This is a genomic window from Parabacteroides sp. merdae-related_45_40, assembly GCF_001915675.1.
In genome coordinates, this window is record NZ_MNQY01000132.1 from 13,065 (window position 1) to 33,521 (window position 20,457).

General features: G+C 47.0%; 14 protein-coding genes, 1 tRNA gene and 1 riboswitch. Of the genes, 14 read left to right on the forward strand and 1 reads right to left on the reverse strand.

What is annotated here, in order from left to right:
* The first annotated feature begins 73 nt into the window (after window positions 1–73).
* Together BHV83_RS18785 and BHV83_RS18790 are read left to right on the forward strand one after the other, a co-directional pair.
* Entirely contained in the window at window positions 74–3,256 is a 3,183-nt protein-coding gene (locus BHV83_RS18785; protein WP_122205722.1) for a TonB-dependent receptor, read from the forward strand.
* A 6-nt stretch (window positions 3,257–3,262) separates the two neighbouring features.
* Entirely contained in the window at window positions 3,263–4,465 is a 1,203-nt protein-coding gene (locus tag BHV83_RS18790; RefSeq protein ID WP_005648507.1) for an alkaline phosphatase family protein, read from the forward strand.
* 379 nt (window positions 4,466–4,844) lie between these two features.
* Here BHV83_RS18790 and BHV83_RS18795 read toward each other — a convergent pair.
* Window positions 4,845–4,917 (reverse strand) — tRNA-Glu (locus BHV83_RS18795).
* A 263-nt stretch (window positions 4,918–5,180) separates the two neighbouring features.
* On the opposite strand from BHV83_RS18795, the gene mutA reads away from it, so the two are divergent.
* The 12 genes from mutA to BHV83_RS18855 all read left to right on the forward strand — a co-directional run.
* Window positions 5,181–7,046: a methylmalonyl-CoA mutase small subunit gene (gene mutA / locus BHV83_RS18800; protein WP_122205111.1), complete on the forward strand. Its 1,866-nt coding sequence runs from the start codon at window positions 5,181–5,183 to the stop codon at window positions 7,044–7,046.
* A gap of 95 nt (window positions 7,047–7,141) precedes the next feature.
* Complete coding sequence (gene scpA / locus BHV83_RS18805) at window positions 7,142–9,292, forward strand: methylmalonyl-CoA mutase (protein WP_036724666.1); 2,151 nt, start codon at window positions 7,142–7,144, stop codon at window positions 9,290–9,292.
* A 90-nt stretch (window positions 9,293–9,382) separates the two neighbouring features.
* Window positions 9,383–9,682, forward strand: a complete 300-nt coding sequence (locus BHV83_RS18810; RefSeq protein WP_005641564.1) for a hypothetical protein — start codon at window positions 9,383–9,385, stop codon at window positions 9,680–9,682.
* Between the two features lie 257 nt (window positions 9,683–9,939).
* Window positions 9,940–11,463: a S41 family peptidase gene (locus BHV83_RS18815; protein WP_005641563.1), complete on the forward strand. Its 1,524-nt coding sequence runs from the start codon at window positions 9,940–9,942 to the stop codon at window positions 11,461–11,463.
* 139 nt (window positions 11,464–11,602) lie between these two features.
* Window positions 11,603–13,069, forward strand: a complete 1,467-nt coding sequence (locus BHV83_RS18820) for a glycosyltransferase family 2 protein (protein WP_181986347.1) — start codon at window positions 11,603–11,605, stop codon at window positions 13,067–13,069.
* Window positions 13,070–13,169: 100 nt separating this feature from the next.
* Window positions 13,170–14,105, forward strand: coding sequence for a DUF4922 domain-containing protein (locus BHV83_RS18825; protein WP_119215660.1), 936 nt, complete (start codon window positions 13,170–13,172; stop codon window positions 14,103–14,105).
* Window positions 14,102–15,409, forward strand: a complete 1,308-nt coding sequence (locus BHV83_RS18830) for an MFS transporter (protein WP_022322761.1) — start codon at window positions 14,102–14,104, stop codon at window positions 15,407–15,409. The genes BHV83_RS18825 and BHV83_RS18830 overlap by 4 nt, the downstream gene beginning before the upstream one ends.
* Before the next feature lie 15 nt (window positions 15,410–15,424).
* Window positions 15,425–16,276 (forward strand): hypothetical protein, encoded by an 852-nt coding sequence (locus tag BHV83_RS18835; protein ID WP_005648490.1) that lies wholly within the window; start codon window positions 15,425–15,427, stop codon window positions 16,274–16,276.
* Between the two features lie 29 nt (window positions 16,277–16,305).
* The gene (locus BHV83_RS18840) at window positions 16,306–17,586 is read left to right on the forward strand and encodes an acetylxylan esterase (protein WP_022322763.1); all 1,281 of its coding nucleotides are present in this window, start codon (window positions 16,306–16,308) and stop codon (window positions 17,584–17,586) included.
* A gap of 30 nt (window positions 17,587–17,616) precedes the next feature.
* Complete coding sequence (locus tag BHV83_RS18845; protein ID WP_122205719.1) at window positions 17,617–18,735, forward strand: lactonase family protein; 1,119 nt, start codon at window positions 17,617–17,619, stop codon at window positions 18,733–18,735.
* Between the two features lie 46 nt (window positions 18,736–18,781).
* Entirely contained in the window at window positions 18,782–19,597 is an 816-nt protein-coding gene (murQ, locus tag BHV83_RS18850; protein ID WP_122204503.1) for an N-acetylmuramic acid 6-phosphate etherase, read from the forward strand.
* A 63-nt stretch (window positions 19,598–19,660) separates the two neighbouring features.
* A riboswitch (cobalamin riboswitch) is annotated at window positions 19,661–19,857 on the forward strand.
* 283 nt (window positions 19,858–20,140) lie between these two features.
* The coding region (locus BHV83_RS18855) for a BFO_2992 family lipoprotein (protein WP_502687972.1) at window positions 20,141–20,457 on the forward strand (317 nt) is incomplete at its 3' end.

Sequence of the window (20,457 nt, forward strand, 5' to 3'; positions counted from 1 at the left end):
TGATAATAAGGTTGTATCTTTGTGATGCAATGTTAAATTTTGTAGAGGGTATTCATTAAAAACAAATTTCTGTATGAAAAAAGTTATCTGCTTTTTTGTATGTGTTTTGATATGCATAGGGTTCTCCGTAAAAGCTCAGGTGACAACTTCCGTACTGAGCGGAAAAATTATCGACGATCAAAATGAGTATGTGATAGGAGCTACGGTGGTAGCGGTACACGAACCATCCGGAACCATGTATGGTGCGGTAACGAATGTGGATGGCCGCTACACGATCCAGGGAATGCGTACCGGAGGACCCTATAAAGTGGAGATTTCTTATGTCGGTTATAAAAAGGCTGTTTTTACGGATATCAGGTTGGAATTGGGCAATACATATGTCCTGAATGCGACCTTGTATCCCAGTTCGGAGCAATTGGGAGAAGTGGTAGTCACTGCTGATGCAAAAGCGAATATCGGTGCATCCGAAAATTTTTCTACAGGAAGGATACAGGAGACTCCGACGGTCGACCGCAATATATATGATGTCGTAAAGAATATGCCGATGGCCATGACCTCCAAAAACGGAGGGATCACGTTTGCCGGCTCCAATAACCGTTATAACAGTTTCCAGATCGACGGTACGGTGAGTAATGATGTTTTCGGGCTGGCTCCGTCGGGTACAAACGGTGGTCAGACGAATGCCAATCCGATTTCGATGGATGCCATCCAGGAAATCCAAGTGGTGGTCGCTCCTTTCGATGTTCGCCAAAGCGGTTTTACCGGAGGTGGCATCAACGCTATTACCAAACAGGGAAACAACACATACCATGCATCGGTCTATTCTTATTTTACGAATGAAGGTCTTTACGGAAAGTACAATGCTTATAAAGATAACATAAAGGATAAATTGACGGAACAGTCCACAAAAACTTTTGGCGGGACGTTGAGTGGTCCGATCATCAAAGACAAGCTGTTTTTCTTTGCCAATGCAGAAAACCGTAAGGAATCTTATCCCTCCCGTTTTTATGCCGGATATGACGAGAAAGGCTTTTCTACCGATATGGCACAGAAAATAGCCGATAAGTATGAAGAATATACCGGAATCCGTGAGAGTTTCGGATCACGCGATGTAGATCAGAGGGCCTTTAATTTCTTAGGACGTATTGACTGGAATATCGACCGGAACAATAAACTGGCTTTCCGTTATCAGTATAATAACTCATACGATGACATTTTCAGCCCGTCAAGCACGACCTACTTCTTTAACGGGAGTGGTTACCGGATGAAAAATAAGACGAATTCGTTTGTGGCCGAGTGGAACTCCCATTGGAGCGATGTCTTGTATAACGAGTTTCGTGCAGGTGTTACGACAGTCCGGGATGAACGCCAGGTGGCTTATCAAGGGCCGAACGTAAAGATTAACGGTAGCGATAACAGCGGAACGAACAATACGACGGTCAACATCGGTACGGAGTATTCTTCCGGTGCAAACGCCCTGGATCAGGATATTTACACATTTGAGGACAATCTTTCCTGGTATAAGGGTAATCATACTTTTACCTTCGGTACGCACAATGAAATATTCCGGATGAAGAACCTCTTTATCCAAGCCGTTACCGGCTCATGGGAGTTCGGTTCGATGGACGCATTCTTGAATGACAGTCCTTCCAAATATGTATTCAAGTATACGGACCCCGATGTGACGGGCGGTAACTATCGCTATACACCTATTATTAAAGCCGGTCAGTTTGGCTTCTACGCACAGGACAAATGGGATGTTGCCGATAATTTCTCACTGACTTACGGTTTACGTTTTGATATCCCTTTGTTGTTTAATGATCCGACAGTCAATCATGAGTTCAATGAATATGCCGCAAGCAAAAATATTAAGGAAAGAGTAGGAGAAATGCCCGGCGCCAAAGTGATGGTATCTCCCCGTCTGGGATTCCGCTGGTATACGGACGATAGCCGGACCACCTTGATTCGTGGTGGACTGGGGTTGTTTACGGGGCGCGTTCCTTTTGTATGGCTTTCCAATGCTTATAATAATACCGGGGTTGAGCAGAAAGGTACGACTATCTTTGCTTCCGGTTCGACTTCCGCCCCTTCGTTGGGACAATATGCGGATGATCCGATCGGAGCCATGAATTCCCAAAAGGGAAATCCTGCGACCCCCGATATCGTGACCGTGTCCAAAGACTTTAAATATCCGCAGGTTTTCCGTGTGAACTTGGCATTGGAACGTGTCTTGCCCGGTGATGTGAAGATGACTTTGGAAGGGCTATATTCCAAAACATTCAATAACGTATATTTTGAGAACCTGGCATTATCGAGCAATGCCAAAGTCTATGCCGTTCCGGGTGTGGAAACTTCCGCCACTCCTTATTACTCCGTAGACAAGAAGTATTTCAGTATTACCAATCTGAAAAATACGAATATGGGATATACCTATTCTCTGTCCGCCTTGTTTGAAAAGAGTTTCTATTTCGGTTTGGACTTGGCTGCGTCTTATACGTTCGGGCATTCCAAATCGGTGTATGACGGAACCTCTTCTGTGGCTTATTCCAATTGGAAATATAATTATGCGGTAGATTCCAATAACCCTGGTCTGGCTTATTCCATGTTCGATATCCCTCACCGTGTGATGGTTTCCGTCGGTTATCGGACTCCCCGCTATGCCAAAGGCTTCATGGCAACTACCGTCTCTCTTGTCTATAACGGCTACGTGGGACAGCGTTACAGTCTGACAATGAACGAATCTTACTACGATGCCGAGAAAAAGAAAACGGTCTATATCGACTACAACGGTGACGGCTGGGGTGGAAACTCATTGCTTTATATCCCGACTGAAGACGAACTGCAGAAGATGGACTTCAAGACTGAAGAAGACCGTCGGAAGTTTGACGAATGGATCGAAGGCGACAGCTATGCAAAGAAACATCGTGGAGCGTACGCCATGCGTAACTCCAATTCGGCTCCGTGGGAAAACCGGGTCGACCTGCATGTGGCGCAGGATATCTTCGTGCTGAAAGACCGTGGCAGCAAATTCCAGGTGACATTCGACGTTACGAACTTTGCCAATATGTTGAATAAGAAATGGGGAACCACTTACACCGCAGCCTATAACGTAATGCCTTTGCAGGTAATCGGCAGTAAGAAGGGTGAAGATGGCAACTACACAAACACATATGCTTATAATTCGAGGAATACGATCACCAAGAATGATGTTTTGTCTCGCTGGCATGCCCAGATCGGTTTTAAATATATTTTCTAAACCTATATGTATAGATTTCAGACATTCATATTAGTAAGTCTCTTTTCGATAATCTGTTTGTCGATAGCCGGATGTACGGCTCACTCGAAGAAGGAACGCTACGTCGTAGTCCTGTCTATGGACGGTTTTCGTTCGGATTATCCGTCGCATGCACATACGCCGACGCTCGATTCATTGGCCTGCGTTGGGGTGAAGGCTGCTTTTCGTCCCAGCTTTCCGAGTGTGACTTTCCCGAACCATTACAGTATGGCGACAGGCTTGCATCCGGATCATCATGGATTGGTGAATAATTTCTTTTATGCCCCCGATCTGGATAGCGTCTATGTGATGGGAAATCCGAATCCAGCCTTTTTCGGAGGAGAGCCGATCTGGAACACGGCGGAAAAGCAGGGTGTCCGAACCGCCTCGTTCTATTGGGTCGGTAGTGAATATCCGATACAGGGACGCCGGCCTTCCATCTGGAAACCGTTCGATAAGAATGTTCCTTTTTCTGACAGGGCGGATTCGGTGATTGCCTGGTTGCAACTGCCGGAGGAAGTCCGCCCGCACCTGATCATGTGGTATATGGAAGAACCGGACGGGGTCGGGCATAGGGCAACCCCCGATTCGTCGGCAACCCTTTCAACGGTTGAACATTTGGACCGTATATTAGGTGACTTCTTTGCTGAAGCCCGTAGGCTGGATATCTTTGATCAGATTGATTTTATCGTCCTGTCTGATCATGGCATGGCAACTTATTATCCGGAGAATTATGTGAATCTGAACGATTATCTGCCTCGCGACAGTTTTGATTATGTTTTCGACGGAGTGCCGACTTTGCTTTATCCGAAACCGACTTATACAGATAGCGCTTATGCAATCCTGAAGCGTGTACCTCGTGTAACGGTTTGGAGAAAGAATGAGATTCCGGAAAAGTTCGTGTATGGAAAGAATCCGCGTATAGGCGATCTGTTCGTATTACCGGATATCGGGACGTATCTGCAATTCCGCCCCGAATCGTGTCCTGTATTCGCGGCTACACATGGATATGATAACTTTGCTCCGGAAATGGAGGCCATCTTCTATGCTGCAGGGCCTTCCTTCAAACAGAATGTCGAGCTGCCGGTGATGGCGAATGTCAATTTGTATCTGATAATTGCCCGCTTGCTGGATCTGCAGCCGGCTCCTAATGACGGAGATAGCGTGGTTGTTTCAACATTGTTCAGATAAGTATAATTTGCTTTCATCTGAGTGTAAGTCGGACTCGGAAGGCCACTATTTAAGTGGCAATAACCATACTTCTATTGCAAAACCGCTTAACCATAGACCTTTTGCCCTTAGTCGAATAGGTTTTCGCCCTTAGTCAAAAGCCCTTTCGACTAAGGGCGAAAACCTTTTTGCCTTTGGTCGAAAAGCAAAAGAGTAATAGTCTTGGTTATAAATCTCAGTGTATATGTTTGTTAGTTTGGGTTGTTACGTCCTTATTTTTCACTAATATATAGTTGTGGATATAAAGCGGGAGGTGGCATGGTCAACTTGAATCAGGACGAGACACGTTTGTTCATAACCTGAAAAAGAAAAAGCCCGCAAATGAACTGCGAGCTTCTTGTAGTGCGTCCGGGGTTCGAACCCGAGTTTCCGCCGTGAGAGGGCGGCGTCCTAGACCACTAGACGAATGCACCGGGTAGTCTTTGTTTGACGTTGCGAAATTAGTAAATATTTTATTCCGATGTATCATTTGGAGAAATTTTTTTAATGAAAATGTTTGTCTCCTGTCATTTTGGTATCCAAATTCTATGTGTCTCCACTAAAAGGCGTTAAAAGAGGTGTCAAATTCGTTTGTATTTCATTTGCGTTCAAGTTTATTTATTCTACCTTTGCCTTCTGTTATTGAACAATATACTATTGAACAATTACTAATACCAGTATTAAAATAACTAATATTATGGCAGAATTAAAAGAAAAACTTTTCTCAGAATTCGCACCTGTGTCTACTGAAGAGTGGATGGCGAAGATTACGGCCGACCTGAAAGGGGTTCCGTTTGAGAAAAAGCTTGTTTGGAAGACAGGCGAAGGATTTAATGTGAATCCTTTCTATCGTGCAGAAGACATCGAAGGTTTGAAGACTACCGAGTCTCTTCCCGGTGAATTCCCTTATGTTCGCGGAACAAAGAAGGACAACGATTGGAAGGTGCGCCAGAACATCGAAGTCACCTGTTTCAAAGGTGCTAATGAAAAAGCCCTTGACATCCTGAATAAGGGTGTGACGTCTCTTGGCTTCATCATTAAGGGAAGCGACGTAAACGCTGAAAACATTGCTACCTTACTTGACGGGATTTGTCCTGAGTGTGTGGAACTGAATTTCAATACTTGCAACTGCAAGGCTGAAATGCTGATCGGTATTCTCGCCGACTATTTCAAAGGCAAAGGCGCAGACCTGGAAAAATGCAAAGGGTCTGTAAACTACGACCCGTTCAAGAAACCTCTGGTAAAAGGTAAGGAAAATGAAGACTGGGTGGAAGCTGCTGCCGCTGTGCTCAAAGCGGGTGCTGCTCTGCCGGGTTACAAAGTATTGGCAGTGAATGCCTTCTACTTCAACAATGCAGGTGCTTATATCTCTCAGGAGTTGGGATATGCATTGGCTTGGGGAAACGAACTGCTGGCTAAGCTGACCGAGGCAGGCCTGGACGCTACGGAAGTGGCCAAGAAGATCAAATTCAATTTCGGTATCAGCTCCAACTACTTCATGGAAATCGCCAAGTTCCGTGCTGCTCGTTGGCTGTGGGCAGAAATCGTTGCCGCCTACAACCCTGCTTGCCAGTGCGCTTGCAAGATGCATGTTCATGCACAGACTTCGGAATGGAACATGACGGTTTATGATGCTCACGTAAACTTGCTGCGTTCACAGACGGAAGCCATGTCTGCTGCTCTTGCCGGTGTCGATTCGATCACGGTTCGTCCGTTCGACAAGACTTATCAGACTCCGGACGACTTCTCCGAACGTATAGCCCGCAACCAGCAGTTGTTGTTGAAGGAAGAATGTCATTTGGATAAGGTTGTCGATCCTTCTGCCGGTTCTTATTATGTGGAAGTTTTGACAAACTCTCTGGCTGATGTAGCCTGGAAGTTGTTCTTGGAAGTGGAAGATAAGGGCGGTTTTGGTGCGGAAGTCGCTTCCGGCGAAATCCAGAAAGCAGTTAACGCATCCAACGAAGCCCGCAAGAAAGCAGTCGCTACCCGTCGTGAAATCCTGTTAGGAACCAACCAGTTCCCGAACTTCAACGAAGTGGCTGCCGAAAAGATCCAGAACGAAGCTGCCGGTTGCTGCTGTGGCGGTGGTCACAATTGCGGTGAAGCGACTATCACGGCTCTCGATTTCTCACGGGGTGCTTCGGAATTTGAAGCTTTGCGTCTGGCAACGGAAAAGAGCGGCAAGACTCCGAAAGTATTCATGCTGACGATCGGTAACCTGGCTATGCGCCTGGCTCGTTCTCAGTTCTCAAGCAACTTCTTTGCTTGTGCAGGATATAAGGTAATTGATAACTTAGGCTTCGATACGGTTGAAGCCGGTGTGGAAGCCGCTGTTGAGGCTGGTGCTGAAATCGTGGTTCTTTGCTCAAGCGATGATGAATATGCAGAATTGGCTCCTGCTGCTTACAAGGCTTTGGCCGGAAGAGCAGAATTTGTTGTAGCCGGTATGCCTGCTTGCATGGAAGATCTGAAAGCAGTAGGCATCGACCAATATGTAAATGTAAAGAGCAACGTGCTTGAGACATTGAAAGCTTTCAACGTAAAATTAGGAATTAATTGATTTATGATTTATGATTTATAATTTATGATTGGCAGTTCGTTGCCATGAATCATAAATCGCAAATCATAAATGGTGAATCTCAAATCATCAGAGATATGAGACCAAATTTTAAAAACATAGATATAAAGAATGCCGGTTTTGCAGCTACTAATGCTGCCGAATGGGCAAAAGCCAATGGCATCGAGGCCAATTGGAAAACACCCGAGCACATCGAGGTGAAACCCGTATATACTAAAGAAGACCTGGAAGGTATGGAACATCTGAACTATGCTTCCGGTCTGCCTCCTTATTTGCGTGGTCCGTATAGCGGCATGTACGCTATGCGTCCCTGGACAATCCGCCAGTATGCAGGTTTCTCAACTGCTGAAGAGTCCAACGCATTCTACCGTCGTAACCTGGCTTCCGGCCAGAAAGGTCTGTCTGTCGCTTTCGACCTTCCGACGCACCGTGGTTATGATGCCGACAACGAACGTGTGGTAGGTGATGTCGGTAAAGCCGGTGTTTCTATCTGTTCGTTGGAAAACATGAAAGTTTTGTTCGATGGTATTCCTTTGAATAAGATGTCTGTATCCATGACAATGAACGGTGCCGTACTTCCTGTACTGGCATTCTATATCAATGCCGGTTTGGAACAGGGCGCCAAGTTGGAAGAGATGGCCGGTACGATCCAAAACGATATCCTGAAAGAATTCATGGTGCGTAACACTTATATCTACCCGCCTGAATTCTCCATGCGTATCATTGCCGATATCTTCGAATACACTTCTCAGAAGATGCCGAAGTTCAACTCCATCTCCATCTCCGGTTACCACATGCAGGAAGCAGGTGCGACGGCCGATATCGAAATGGCTTATACGCTTTGCGACGGTCTTGAATATCTTCGTGCCGGTGTGAACGCAGGTATCGATATCGATGCTTTCGCTCCGCGTCTGTCCTTCTTCTGGGCGATCGGTGTGAACCATTTCATGGAAATCGCCAAGATGCGTGCTGCACGTATGTTGTGGGCGAAGATCGTGAAGAGCTTCGGTGCCAAGAACCCGAAATCTCTGGCTTTGCGTACTCACTGCCAGACTTCTGGTTGGTCGTTGACCGAACAGGATCCGTTCAACAACGTTGGCCGTACTTGTATTGAAGCTATGGCTGCCGCTTTGGGGCACACGCAGTCTTTGCACACGAACGCATTGGACGAAGCGATCGCTTTGCCGACAGACTTCTCTGCACGTATCGCTCGTAACACTCAGATTTATATCCAGGAAGAAACAAAGATCTGTAAGGAAATCGACCCGTGGGCTGGTTCTTACTATGTGGAATCTCTGACGAACGAATTGGTTCATAAAGGCTGGGCTTTGATCCAGGAGATCGAAAGCATGGGTGGTATGGCGAAAGCTATCGAAACCGGTCTGCCCAAGATGCGCATCGAAGAAGCGGCTGCCCGTACGCAGGCTCGGATCGACTCCGGTATCCAGACAATCGTTGGTGTGAACAAATATCGTCTGCCGAAGGAAGATCCGATCGATATCCTTGAAATCGATAATACTGCCGTTCGTAACGAGCAGATCGAACTGCTGAAAGAACTGCGTGCCAACCGTGATGAAGAAGCCGTACAGAAAGCATTGGCCGACATCACGGAATGTGTTCGTACGAAGAAAGGCAACTTGCTGGAACTGGCTGTCAAGGCAGCCGGCTTGCGTGCATCACTGGGAGAAATCTCCGATGCTTGCGAAGTTGTAGTAGGTCGTTATAAAGCAATCATCAGAACTATATCAGGCGTGTATTCATCAGAAACTAAGAAAGATGCAGACTTCCAGAAGGCTTGTGAGCTGACTGCCGAGTTTGCCAAGAAAGAAGGTCGCCAGCCGCGTATCATGATCGCTAAGATGGGTCAGGACGGACACGACCGTGGTGCTAAAGTTGTAGCTACAGGTTATGCAGACTGTGGTTTCGACGTGGATATGGGACCGTTGTTCCAGACTCCGGCCGAAGCTGCCCGCCAGGCTGTAGAAAACGACGTTCACGTAATGGGTGTTTCTTCTTTGGCTGCCGGACACAAGACTTTGGTTCCGCAGGTGATCGAAGAGCTGAAGAAGTTAGGACGCGAAGATATCATCGTGATAGCTGGTGGCGTTATTCCTGCACAGGATTATGACTTCCTGTACAAGGCGGGCGTTGCCGCCATCTTTGGTCCGGGTACTTCTGTGTCGAAGGCTGCCGTTCAGATCTTGGAAATCCTGTTAGGTGAAGAATAATAGCTGTAAATTTTTTATTATAATATAGTAGACTGCGTAGCTTTCGATGGAGAGTTACGCAGTTTTTTTATTACTATTATAAGTATTGATATGAACAAACAAGCAAAACTAAAACAAGATCAGGATGTGGCAAAAGATGATTTAACTATCATACTATCATATCCACATGTATATCGGTTTAAGCCAATATGTTATGGCATGATAGTTGCTGTTTTGAACTGCCATTCATCTGTCATAACCATCATGGAGAAAAACGATAATATCCTGTGTATCAATTATACGATAAAAACAGGGACCGTCCGGGAACAGGTGCAAAACCTGTTAAAGCGGCTTCTTTTTTCATCAAGACAGGCTTTTCTTTTGTCAAAAACAGCTTGCAAAGCCGCTTGAGACCCGGGTGTACCCACCACAGAGGCCCGGGTGTGGGAGAGGTGCAGACCCGGGTCTGCGCGAGGCCTTTGCGGGGGTGTGGGGATGTTTATCTGCTGTGTTGGATGCGTTTTTATGCCCTGTTTTTGCATCTTTTCCGGCGAAAAAGGTCGTTTTATATTTAAACGCCTCCGTTTTGTCGATGGTTATTATTTGAACATTCTTCTCGATTCGTTGCTTACTCATTAATAATGGTTATATTTGTGCCATAAGTAATAGTGAATAAAGCAAAAAAGGAAGAGTCGGATTTGGAAATCAGGAAAGAGATGGAGAGAAGGGTGTTGCAGGATAGGCCTATTCGCTTTGACTGGGTCATCAAACGTTTGTTGTACCGGAAGGCCAACTTCAATGTGCTCAATGGTTTTGCCGTCCTCGCGGGATTGCTGGCTATCCTTTTGCTTGTACCGTCTTGTACGACGGAGGATGAGGTTCCGGATCTCTCCGACGAGGGTACGAATGGTTGGATCTATAAGATTATGGCGGATTACTATTTGTGGAATGAGGATATGCCCGGCAAAGGAAATTTGAACTTCTCACAATCTCCAGATAAGTTCTTCGATTCATTGTTGTCTGATCAGGATGGCGTAAAATACGGAGACGGATGGCTCACTTTTTCCCGGATAGAGAAAAAGGAAGAGGAGACGAAATCTGTTTCGGAGTCCGATTCGTATGGTTTTGAGTTTGCATCATATAAAAACGGCAACCTTTATTATGCCTGGGTTTTATATGTCTTGCCTGGCTCTCCTGCTGCCGAGGCCGGATTGGAACGGGGGGACTGGATTATTGCTGTTGGTAGTGAGACTCCGAATGTGACGAACTTGTCTGCTTTTTATAGCGGAGGTGAAACTACTTTCTTATTGGCAGATGCGGTAAGAAAAGGCAATGAGGTCACTTTTTATAAAAGAAAAACTATTTCGGTTGCAGCTTCCCGTGCAGTGGAAGACACGCCTTTTCTGAAAGATTCCGTCTATACGGTGGGTGGCAAGAAGGTCGGTTATTTGGTTTACAACAGTTTTTCTTCCGGTCCGGACGATGAAAGTACAATCTATGACGACCGGATGAAACAGGTCTTTGCCGGGTTTAAGGTTGAAAATGTGGACGAGTTTATATTGGATTTGCGATATAATCAGGGAGGTTTGGTCACTTGTGCGCAGTTGATGACCTCTCTTCTGGCTCCGGCCGATGCTTTGGGTAAGACATTCTGTATTATGGAGCATAACGAAAAGCAATCAAAAAGTGATGAAACTTTGCTGTTGAGAAAAAATTCTGAAATAGGAAATGCTAATCTGGACTTAAAACGCATTTACGTGCTGACAGGAAGTGTGACCGCATCTGCTTCGGAGGCCGTGATCAATTGCCTGATCCCTTATCTTACCCGTAGTAACATCACGATCATAGGAGAAAAAACGATTGGCAAGCGGGTGGGCAGCAACACTTTCGGAACCAAAGAAAAATATGGCTGGCTGTTGCATCCGATTACATTACGCATTTATAATGCCGATCACGAAGCTGACTATGCAAATGGTTTTGAACCGGATGTGAAGATCGAGGAACTGGTTATAGGAAATGATTTGTTGCCCTTCGGAGATACGAACGAGAGGCTGCTGAGTGAGGCGCTTTCGCGGATAAGCGGATTGAAGAGCCTGCCGGTACATGCGGAAAGCGAAGGTCGTATTTTGCTCACCCCGTCATCTCTCGAAAGAAAACAAACGAAAGGTCTTATCTTCGAGGAGGGAAAATAAGGCCTCTTGTGCCGTCTATAATTGAAGGTCTTCTGCCAGCTTGGTTTTATTTTTGATATACTTACAAAGATATTTTTCTCTTCCGGCAAAAGCTCATATTTTATCCTTATTTTTGTTTCCGGTATCAACTAATTACGTTATGAAAATGATAAATTGTTTCATTCCGTTCCTTTCTTTACCCCAGGCCAGGCAAACCGTAAGAGCGTTGGGGTTATGTGACCGGATAAAGAATATCTACTTGTTAGCGACGGAAAAGATTCCCGATGAGGTCGAGGGTTGTGAGATGCTGATGATCGATTCGCCCGCCAGTACCGCTACTTTCCGGACGATTGCTTTACATGCAGATACGGCCTATACATTGTTATATACCAAATATACGGCATTCGAGCCGGGGCAGTTCGCCTTCGAACGCCTGTTGGCTATTGCCGGCGATACGAATGCCGGAATGCTTTATGCGGATCGTTACCTGTTAAAAAACGGCAACAGCCAACAGGCTCCTGTCATAGACTATCAGAAAGGAAGCTTGCGTGATGATTTTGATTTCGGCTCCCTGCTGTTTTTCCGTTCGTCCGTTTTGAAGCAGGCGGTCCGGGCGATGGATGCTGATTACCGTTTTGCCGGGCTGTATGACCTTCGCCTTCGTGTCTCGGAGCTGGCCGAACTGGTTCATGTCAATGAATATTTGTACTCGGAAGTGGAGACGGATATCCGCAAGAGCGGAGAGAAGTTGTTCGATTATGTTGATCCGAAAAACCGGGCGGTGCAGATCGAGATGGAAGCTGTTTGTACGGCCTACCTGAAACGGGTCGGCGGTTATCTTGCCCCGGACTTTGAACCGGTCACCTTCGATGCCGGCGGTTTCGAGCAGGAAGCCTCCGTTATCATCCCGGTCCGCAACCGTATCCGTACGATAGAAGATGCTATCCGTTCCGTGCTGGCACAAAAAACGACCTTCCGCTTTAATCTGATTATTGTGGATAACCATTCGACAGACGGAACTTCCGAAGCGATCGGAAAATATACTGCAGACGGACGTGTGGTTCATTTGGTTCCGGAACGTTCCGATCTGGGGATCGGCGGTTGCTGGAACGTGGGTGTGCATCATCCGGCTTGTGGCAAGTTTGCCGTCCAGCTCGATAGCGACGATGTATATAGCGGTCCTGATACGTTGCAGAAGATCGTTGATGCTTTTTATGAACAGAACTGCGCGATGGTTGTCGGAACCTATCGGATGACCGATTTCAAGATGAACGAAATACCGCCCGGCATCATCGACCATCGGGAGTGGACGCTTGAAAACGGACGTAACAATGCGCTCCGCATCAACGGTCTGGGAGCTCCCCGTGCCTTTTATACACCTGTGCTCCGGAGGATCAACCTTCCGAATACAAGCTATGGAGAAGATTATGCTTTGGGACTGCGTATCTCCCGCACCTGGCGTATCGGGCGCATCTATGATGTCCTTTACCTCTGCCGCCGCTGGGAAGACAATTCGGATGCCGCGCTCGATGTCGTGAAAATGAACGGACATAATACCTACAAAGACCGTATTCGTACTTGGGAATTGCAGGCGCGGATTGCCTTGAACGCTCATTCGCCCAAATGATTTCTTCTTGGTCTTTTGGCCGTTTGCTCACTATGGATTCTTTTTTCACTACATTTGTGTTGCGGGACAAGTTGCCGGCAACCATGAAAACACGAAGCTTATGAATGATTTGGAACGAGAAATAGAATTCCTGCTGATAGACCAAAAGCAGGATTGGAAACTGGCAAGGGAGAATTATGGTTCTTTGACCAATGTGCAGACGCGTTATTTCCAGGATGATTACAGGACAACGATTCTTCAATTTAATCCGGAACGGATTCGTTCTTCCGCAGCTAAGATCGACAAGGCATCCTTGTTGGCGCGCCCCTGTTTTTTCTGCCATCGGCCGGAAGAACAAAAGGGAGTGATGTATAATGATGCGTTTGAAATACTGGTTAATCCATACCCTATTTTCGAGGACCATCTGACCGTTCCCCTGCGTTGGCATGAAAAGCAACAGATAAAGCCTTATTACGAGGATATGCTGGACATCGTTTCGGATTTATCTGACTATGCCTTGTTCTATAATGGTCCGAAATGCGGTGCTTCCGCTCCGGATCATATGCATTTCCAAGCTGGAAAGAAAGAGGAGTTTCCGGTTGTGAGAAATTGGCCGAACTTCCCGAAACAGGTCGTTTGGGAAAGTGAACGGACTGGTTTCTATGCTTCAGTTGATCTCCTTCCGGTCTGTTTTATCCTAGTGTCGAGGGATAAGGGTGAGGCGGCGGCCGTTTTCGAGTTGTTATACGACATGATGCCGATGGGACCGGATGATTACGAACCAATGATGAACCTGCTGGTCTGGAGGGAGGATGATGTTTGGATTACCTGTATCTTCCCCCGGCGGGAATTGCGTCCATCCTGCTATTATGCCGAGGGAGATGCCAATATTCTCATCAGCCCGGCGACGGTCGAGATGGCCGGTTTATTTGTCGTCCCTTTGGAAAAGGACTTTAAGAAAGTGACATTTGCAGACCTCGAAAAGGTCTGGGAAGAGGTAAGTATTACGGAGGATGAGGAGAATGAGCTCATCCGGAAAATAAGAGATGAAGCATGATATCATATAAGCCTATGTCTGATAAGCCATCTGTACGGTCTCCTTGGTTTTGGGTTCCTTCCCTGTATTTTGCGCAGGGAATACCTTATGTCGCGGTGATGATCGTCTCTGTCCTTATGTATAAGCGCCTGGGAGTTTCAAATACCGATATCGCCCTTTATACGAGTTGGCTGAATCTGCCCTGGGTGATCAAACCTTTTTGGAGTCCTTTTGTGGATTTGCTGAAGACTAAACGCTGGTGGGTGGCCACGATGCAGTTATTGATCGGGGCAGGACTTGCCGGAGTGGCGTTTACGATCCCAACGACGTTCTTTTTCCAGGCTTCATTGGCTGTATTCTGGTTGCTGGCTTTCAGCTCCGCCACACATGATATTGCGGCGGACGGCTTTTACATGCTGGCTCTCGATTCGCATGAACAGGCTTTCTTCGTCGGTATCCGGAGTACTTTTTACCGGATTGCGATTATTGCCGGACAGGGTGTGCTGGTCATGTTTGCCGGATTTCTGGAAAACAGTACTGGGAATATCCCGCTTGCCTGGTCTGTTACATTCTTTATTTTAGGCGGGCTGTTTTTGGCTTTGTTCCTGTATCACCGGTATATACTTCCTTTGCCGAAAGGGGATAAGCCATCGGCTACGGTGACTCCTTCCACAATCTTAAAAGAGTTTTTCGCGACTTTCGCCTCTTTTTTCAAAAAGAAACAAGCCTTTGTCGCGATTCTGTTTATGCTGTTGTACCGTTTCCCGGAAGCCCAGTTGGCTAAATTGGTAACGCCTTTCCTGGTCGATCCCCGCGAAGTGGGTGGCTTGGGGCTTTCGACGGCTGAAATCGGACTGGTGTACGGGACGATCGGTACGATCGGTTTGACATTGGGCGGAATATTGGGAGGTATCGCCGCCTCGGCAGGAGGATTGAAGAAATGGATCTGGCCGATGGCGTTGGCAATTTCCCTTCCTGACGCTGTCTTTATTTATTTGAGCAGTGCGTTGCCTGATAATTTGTGGATAGTCAACATTTGCGTATTTATCGAACAGTTTGGATACGGCTTTGGCTTTACGGCCTATATGTTGTATCTGATTTATTATTCCGACGGAGAACATAAGACGGCACATTATGCGATCTGTACGGCTTTTATGGCTTTGGGCCTGATGCTTCCTGGAATGGCGGCCGGCTGGTTGCAGGAACAGATGGGCTACGAGAATTTCTTCTGGTGGGTGATGGGATGTTGCCTGGTGACGTTGCTTGTCACGGCCTGCCTGAAGATCGATCCCGAATTCGGGAAGAAAAAACAAGGAAATAACTAAATATATTTGCTTTGTATGGTGGCGAAAACGATATTGATAGCGGATGGTGGTTCCACGAAAACGGATTGGAGTATTGTGTCCGGCAATTGGGAGATAGACCGGATCAGGACAGGAGGAATTAATCCTTTTTTCCAGACGGAAGAGGAGATCTCGGCTGAGATAAGGGACAATCTGATTCCCCGGATAAGGGAGTCCGATTCTGTCGGGGCCGTTTACTTTTATGGTGCCGGATGTGCGTTTCCGGAAAAGAACGAGATTATACGCCGTTCTGTCACGCGCTATCTGCCGGTCCCGGTGGAGGTCGGCAGCGATTTGCTGGCAGCCGCCCGTGCCCTTTGTGGAGACAGTCCCGGCATTGCTTGTATTTTGGGGACTGGTTCCAACTCCTGTCTGTATGACGGAAAGGGTATTGTCAAGAGCATATCTCCGTTGGGCTTTGTCTTGGGAGATGAGGGGAGTGGCGCCGTACTTGGAAAATTGTTGGTTGGGGATGTGTTGAAGAACCAGTTGCCGGCAGCTTTGCAAGAGGCTTTTTGGGCGGAGTCCGGTTTGACACCGGCCATCATTATGGAAAAGGTTTATAAAGGGCCTTTCCCGAATCGTTTTTTGGCAAGCCTGTCTCCTTTTTTGCTCCGGCATATGGAAGAACCTGCAATACGTGATCTGGTGAGCAATAGTTTCCGGGCGTTCTTTGCCCGCAATGTCATGCAGTATGATTACCGGGAGCATCCTGTCTATCTGACAGGCTCCATTGCTTGGTATTATCAGGATATATTGAAAGATGTTGCTCGTGAGTTCGAGCTTCGATTAGGAACGATCGTTCAAAGTCCGGTTCAAGGTCTGATTCACTATCACTGTGTTTTATAAATAATAAATTATCTAATTCGGTTTTTATCATGAAAAAATCTTTATTCTTATTGTGTTTGCTTCTGGGGATGTTGGGTAATTGTGCGTTGGTGTTGGCACAACCGGCCCAGAAGTTGGTCAATGTGGTGGTTTCGCCTGATCGTATCGATTGGAAATGCAAGGCGAAGGAAGAAGTCAAGTTTACGGTACAGGTTTTCAAGAATGAGAATTTGTTGAAAGATGTAGTTGTCGATTATGAGTTGGGACCGGAATATTTTCCGACGGTTGTAAAGAAAGACGTTCGTTTGGCGGATGGAAAAACAACGTTGAAAGCGAAGATGAATGAACCCGGATTCTTGCGTTGCAGGGTGACGGCCAAAGTGGACGGACGGAAGTATGAAGGGATGGCGACAGTTGGCGTGGATGAAACGAGGATTCGGCCGACGACGGTCAATCCGGAAGATTTTGATGCTTTCTGGACCGGTGCGATCGCTGAAGCCCGTAAGCAGCCGCTAGATCCCAAGATGACTTTGTTGCCGGAAAGATGCACTTCTACGCAGAATGTCTATCATGTCAGTTTCCAGAATGAACGCCCCGGTTCCCGTATATATGGCATTCTGATTGTACCGAAGAAAACTGGTAAATATCCGGCGGTCCTCCAGGTTCCAGGAGCGGGCATACGTCCTTATAACGGATTCAATTTGGGAGAAGATATCATTACGTTGGAGATTGGAATACATGGTGTTCCTGTGACGATGCCGCAGGAAGTGTATAACAACTTGGCTGCTGGAGCATTGAACGGATATAATGCAATGAACAAGAATAATCGCGATACGCATTACTACAAACGGGTCTATCTCGGTTGCGTGCGGGCTGTGGACTTCCTCTATTCTTTGCCTGAGTTTGATGGAAATACAGTCGGTGTGACCGGTGGAAGCCAGGGAGGAGCCTTGTCTATTGTCACGGCCGGACTAGACCCGCGTATCAAGTTTCTTGCTGCTTTCTATCCGGCCTTGTGCGATTATGCCGGCTATCTGCATAAACGTGCGGGAGGCTGGCCGCATTACTACCGGAATGCGCAGCCTGTGGCAAACGAAGTGGAAACGCTCGCTTACTTTGATGTCGTGAATTTTGCCCGCCGGGTGAACGCTCCGGGCTGGTATAGCTGGGGATATAATGATGTGACTTGTCCTCCGACATCCATGTATTCGGCCTACAATGTTATTCCGGGAGTGAAGGACTTGCATCTTTACCTCGAAACCGGTCACTGGACATATCCGGAACAGCAGTCGGAACGTATTGAATGGTTGAAAGATAAATGCGGGAAGTAAATACGTTTCCCGGTTAATAATAATGCATGTATGTTGAATTTAAAGTATTTTTTAGCGGGGGTGTTAATTATGGCAATAACATCATGTATGCAAAAGGATAGTGAATTATTTTTGTTTGTCGGATCGTATGCGGATGCTACAGACCCTGGTATAAATCTGTTTCGCTTCGATGTGGAGAAAGGGACGGCTGTGCCGGTGAAAAGCCTGTCGGGCATTCAAGACCCTTCTTATCTGACAGTGAGTCGGGATGGCAAGTTTGTCTATTCGGTAAGTGAAACTACTGTGCCGGACGCGAAAGTATGTGCCTATTCGTTTGATAAACATACCGGGACACTTTCCTTGCTGAATGAACAGAAGACGGATGGCAGCGCTCCCTGTTATATCTGGGTGGACAGTAAACGCCGGATGGCTGTCACGGCTAACTACAACGGCGGAAGCATAAGTGTTTTCTCCATCTCGGCCGATGGAGCTTTGCTGCCGGCTGAAGTATATGCGTATGAAGGAGGAAGACCGGGGTCCGAACGCCAGGCGGTTCCGCATCTGCATTGTGTGTACGCTTCGCCGGATGAGAACTATCTGTATGCCAACGATCTGGGAACGGACCGGATTTATAAATACGAGATCGTTGCTTCCGATAAAGGCTTGAGTTTGCGGGAAGGGACGCCTGCCTCTTTTAGTTTGCCGGTGGGAGAAGGTCCGCGCCATACGGTTTTTCATCCGAACGGGAAATGGGCTTACCTGATTAGCGAGCTTTCGGGCCGCGTCGCTCTCATGTATTACGACAAGGGCAACTTGACCCCGGTCCGGTTTGTAGAAGCCGATACGTTACATGTCTCCGGTAGTGCCGATATACACATCACACCGGACGGTCGTTTCCTATATGCCTCTAACCGTCTGAAAGGTGACGGTATCGCGATTTTTTCTATCGATCTGGAAAACGGGCAATTGACAAAGATTGGTTATCAGCTGACCGGCATTCATCCGCGTAATTTCGTCATCACCCCCAACGGCAAGTTCCTGCTTTGCGCTTGTCGGGATAGTCATATCGTGCAGGTTTACGAAATAGACAAGCAAAGCGGTTTGTTGAAAGATACGGGAAAAGACATCCGGGTTAGTAAGCCTGTTTGCTTGAAGTTTACCGACATGTAAATGTGATATTTTTAGTAGCTTTGCAACGTGTAAATTGTAATAAGCTATGTCATTCATTAAGATAACGGAACAGAATTCTCTCTATAACGACCTGGAACGGAAGTCCGTCCGGGACTTGCTTGAAGATATCAATACGGAAGATCAGAAAGTGGCGTTGGCTGTCCGAGAGACAATCCCCAAAATAGAAGAATTGGTTTTGCAGATCGTTCCCCGCATGAAGCAGGGCGGACGGATCTTTTATCTGGGAGCCGGAACCAGCGGGCGGTTGGGAGTTTTGGATGCTTCCGAAATCCCCCCGACGTTTGGGATGCCTTCCACACTGATTGTCGGCTTGATAGCTGGTGGCGATACTGCCCTCCGGAATCCTGTGGAGAATGCTGAAGACGATGAGGAACGCGGCTGGCAGGAATTGCTGGAGCACCGGGTTAATACGAAGGATACCGTGATCGGCATTGCTGCTTCCGGGACGACTCCTTATGTGATCGGTGCCCTTCGCAAAGCACGTGAACAGGGTATCCTGACCGCCTCCATTTCCAGCAATCCAGATTCACCGATGGCGATGGAGGCCGATGTCGCAATCGAAATGATTGTCGGGCCGGAGTTTGTCACTGGCAGTTCCCGTATGAAATCCGGCACGGGGCAGAAAATGATCCTGAACATGATCTCCACCTCCGTTATGATCCGATTGGGTAGGGTTAAAGGAAACCGGATGGTCAATATGCAGCTCACCAATCAGAAACTTATAGACCGTGGAACCCGCATGGTTGCCGAGGAATTGAATCTTCCCTATAACCAATCCCGCCATCTGCTGTTGATGTACGGCTCCGTTCAGGAAGCTGTCGAGGCTTACCGCAAAGCTTAACGGGTCTGGAGTCGGTTTCAGCTTTTTTCTGTAAGAAGATGAGAAATATATGGAAAATATCTTTATATTTGTCCCATGCATTGTTCCTGCTTCGCAATCTGCGGAAAAGGATTAAAAGGGAATCGGGTGCAAATCCCGGACAGTCCCGCTGCTGTAAGCTTCAAAACGGATTGGGCAATTCTTTTATGCCACTGACGCGAGTTGGGAAGGCGCTCATACCGGAAGTAAGTCAGAAGACCTGCAACGCATATTTTTTCGACGGCTTCGAGGATAGGCCGGAAGAGAACTGTGAAGCCGTAGGCTTTTGCCTTTCTTTATTTCCGTTTCCCGTAGCTATTTACTTGTTTTTAATTATTTTGCCATAATAATTAGGAAAAGAGGCATGAATCTGTGGGTGGGATGAGCTCCGCCTCGATTCATGCTTTCCTTTTATGAGTGTGATTAATCTTCCGGCTTTTGTCGTATAAACCTTTTTTTCGTACCTTTGTGCGTTTCCTCCATAAAGAGAGGAAGATAAATACGACTTCAAATTTGTATATGGAAATGAGAAAAACAGTATTATATGGCGTTTTGGCCTTTTGTTTGGTTGTGTTGAATTCTTGTTTGGGAGACCCGGCCACCCAATTGACGATGGCAAACCAGGCAGGGGTAGTGGTGACCGGTTACGGACCTGGTAAGGCTATTTATACCAAGGGGGACGTAGTGGTCTCTTCGGAAGACTTCCAGAATGCCAATGTGGAAAACGGAGAATGTATTTTGTTTGATTATTCCATCGATTACGGGGTCGCAAACAATATGGGGGCGGGGACGGATACCAGTTATACCGAGGCTATTATTTATGAAAATACGATCTCGGAGGT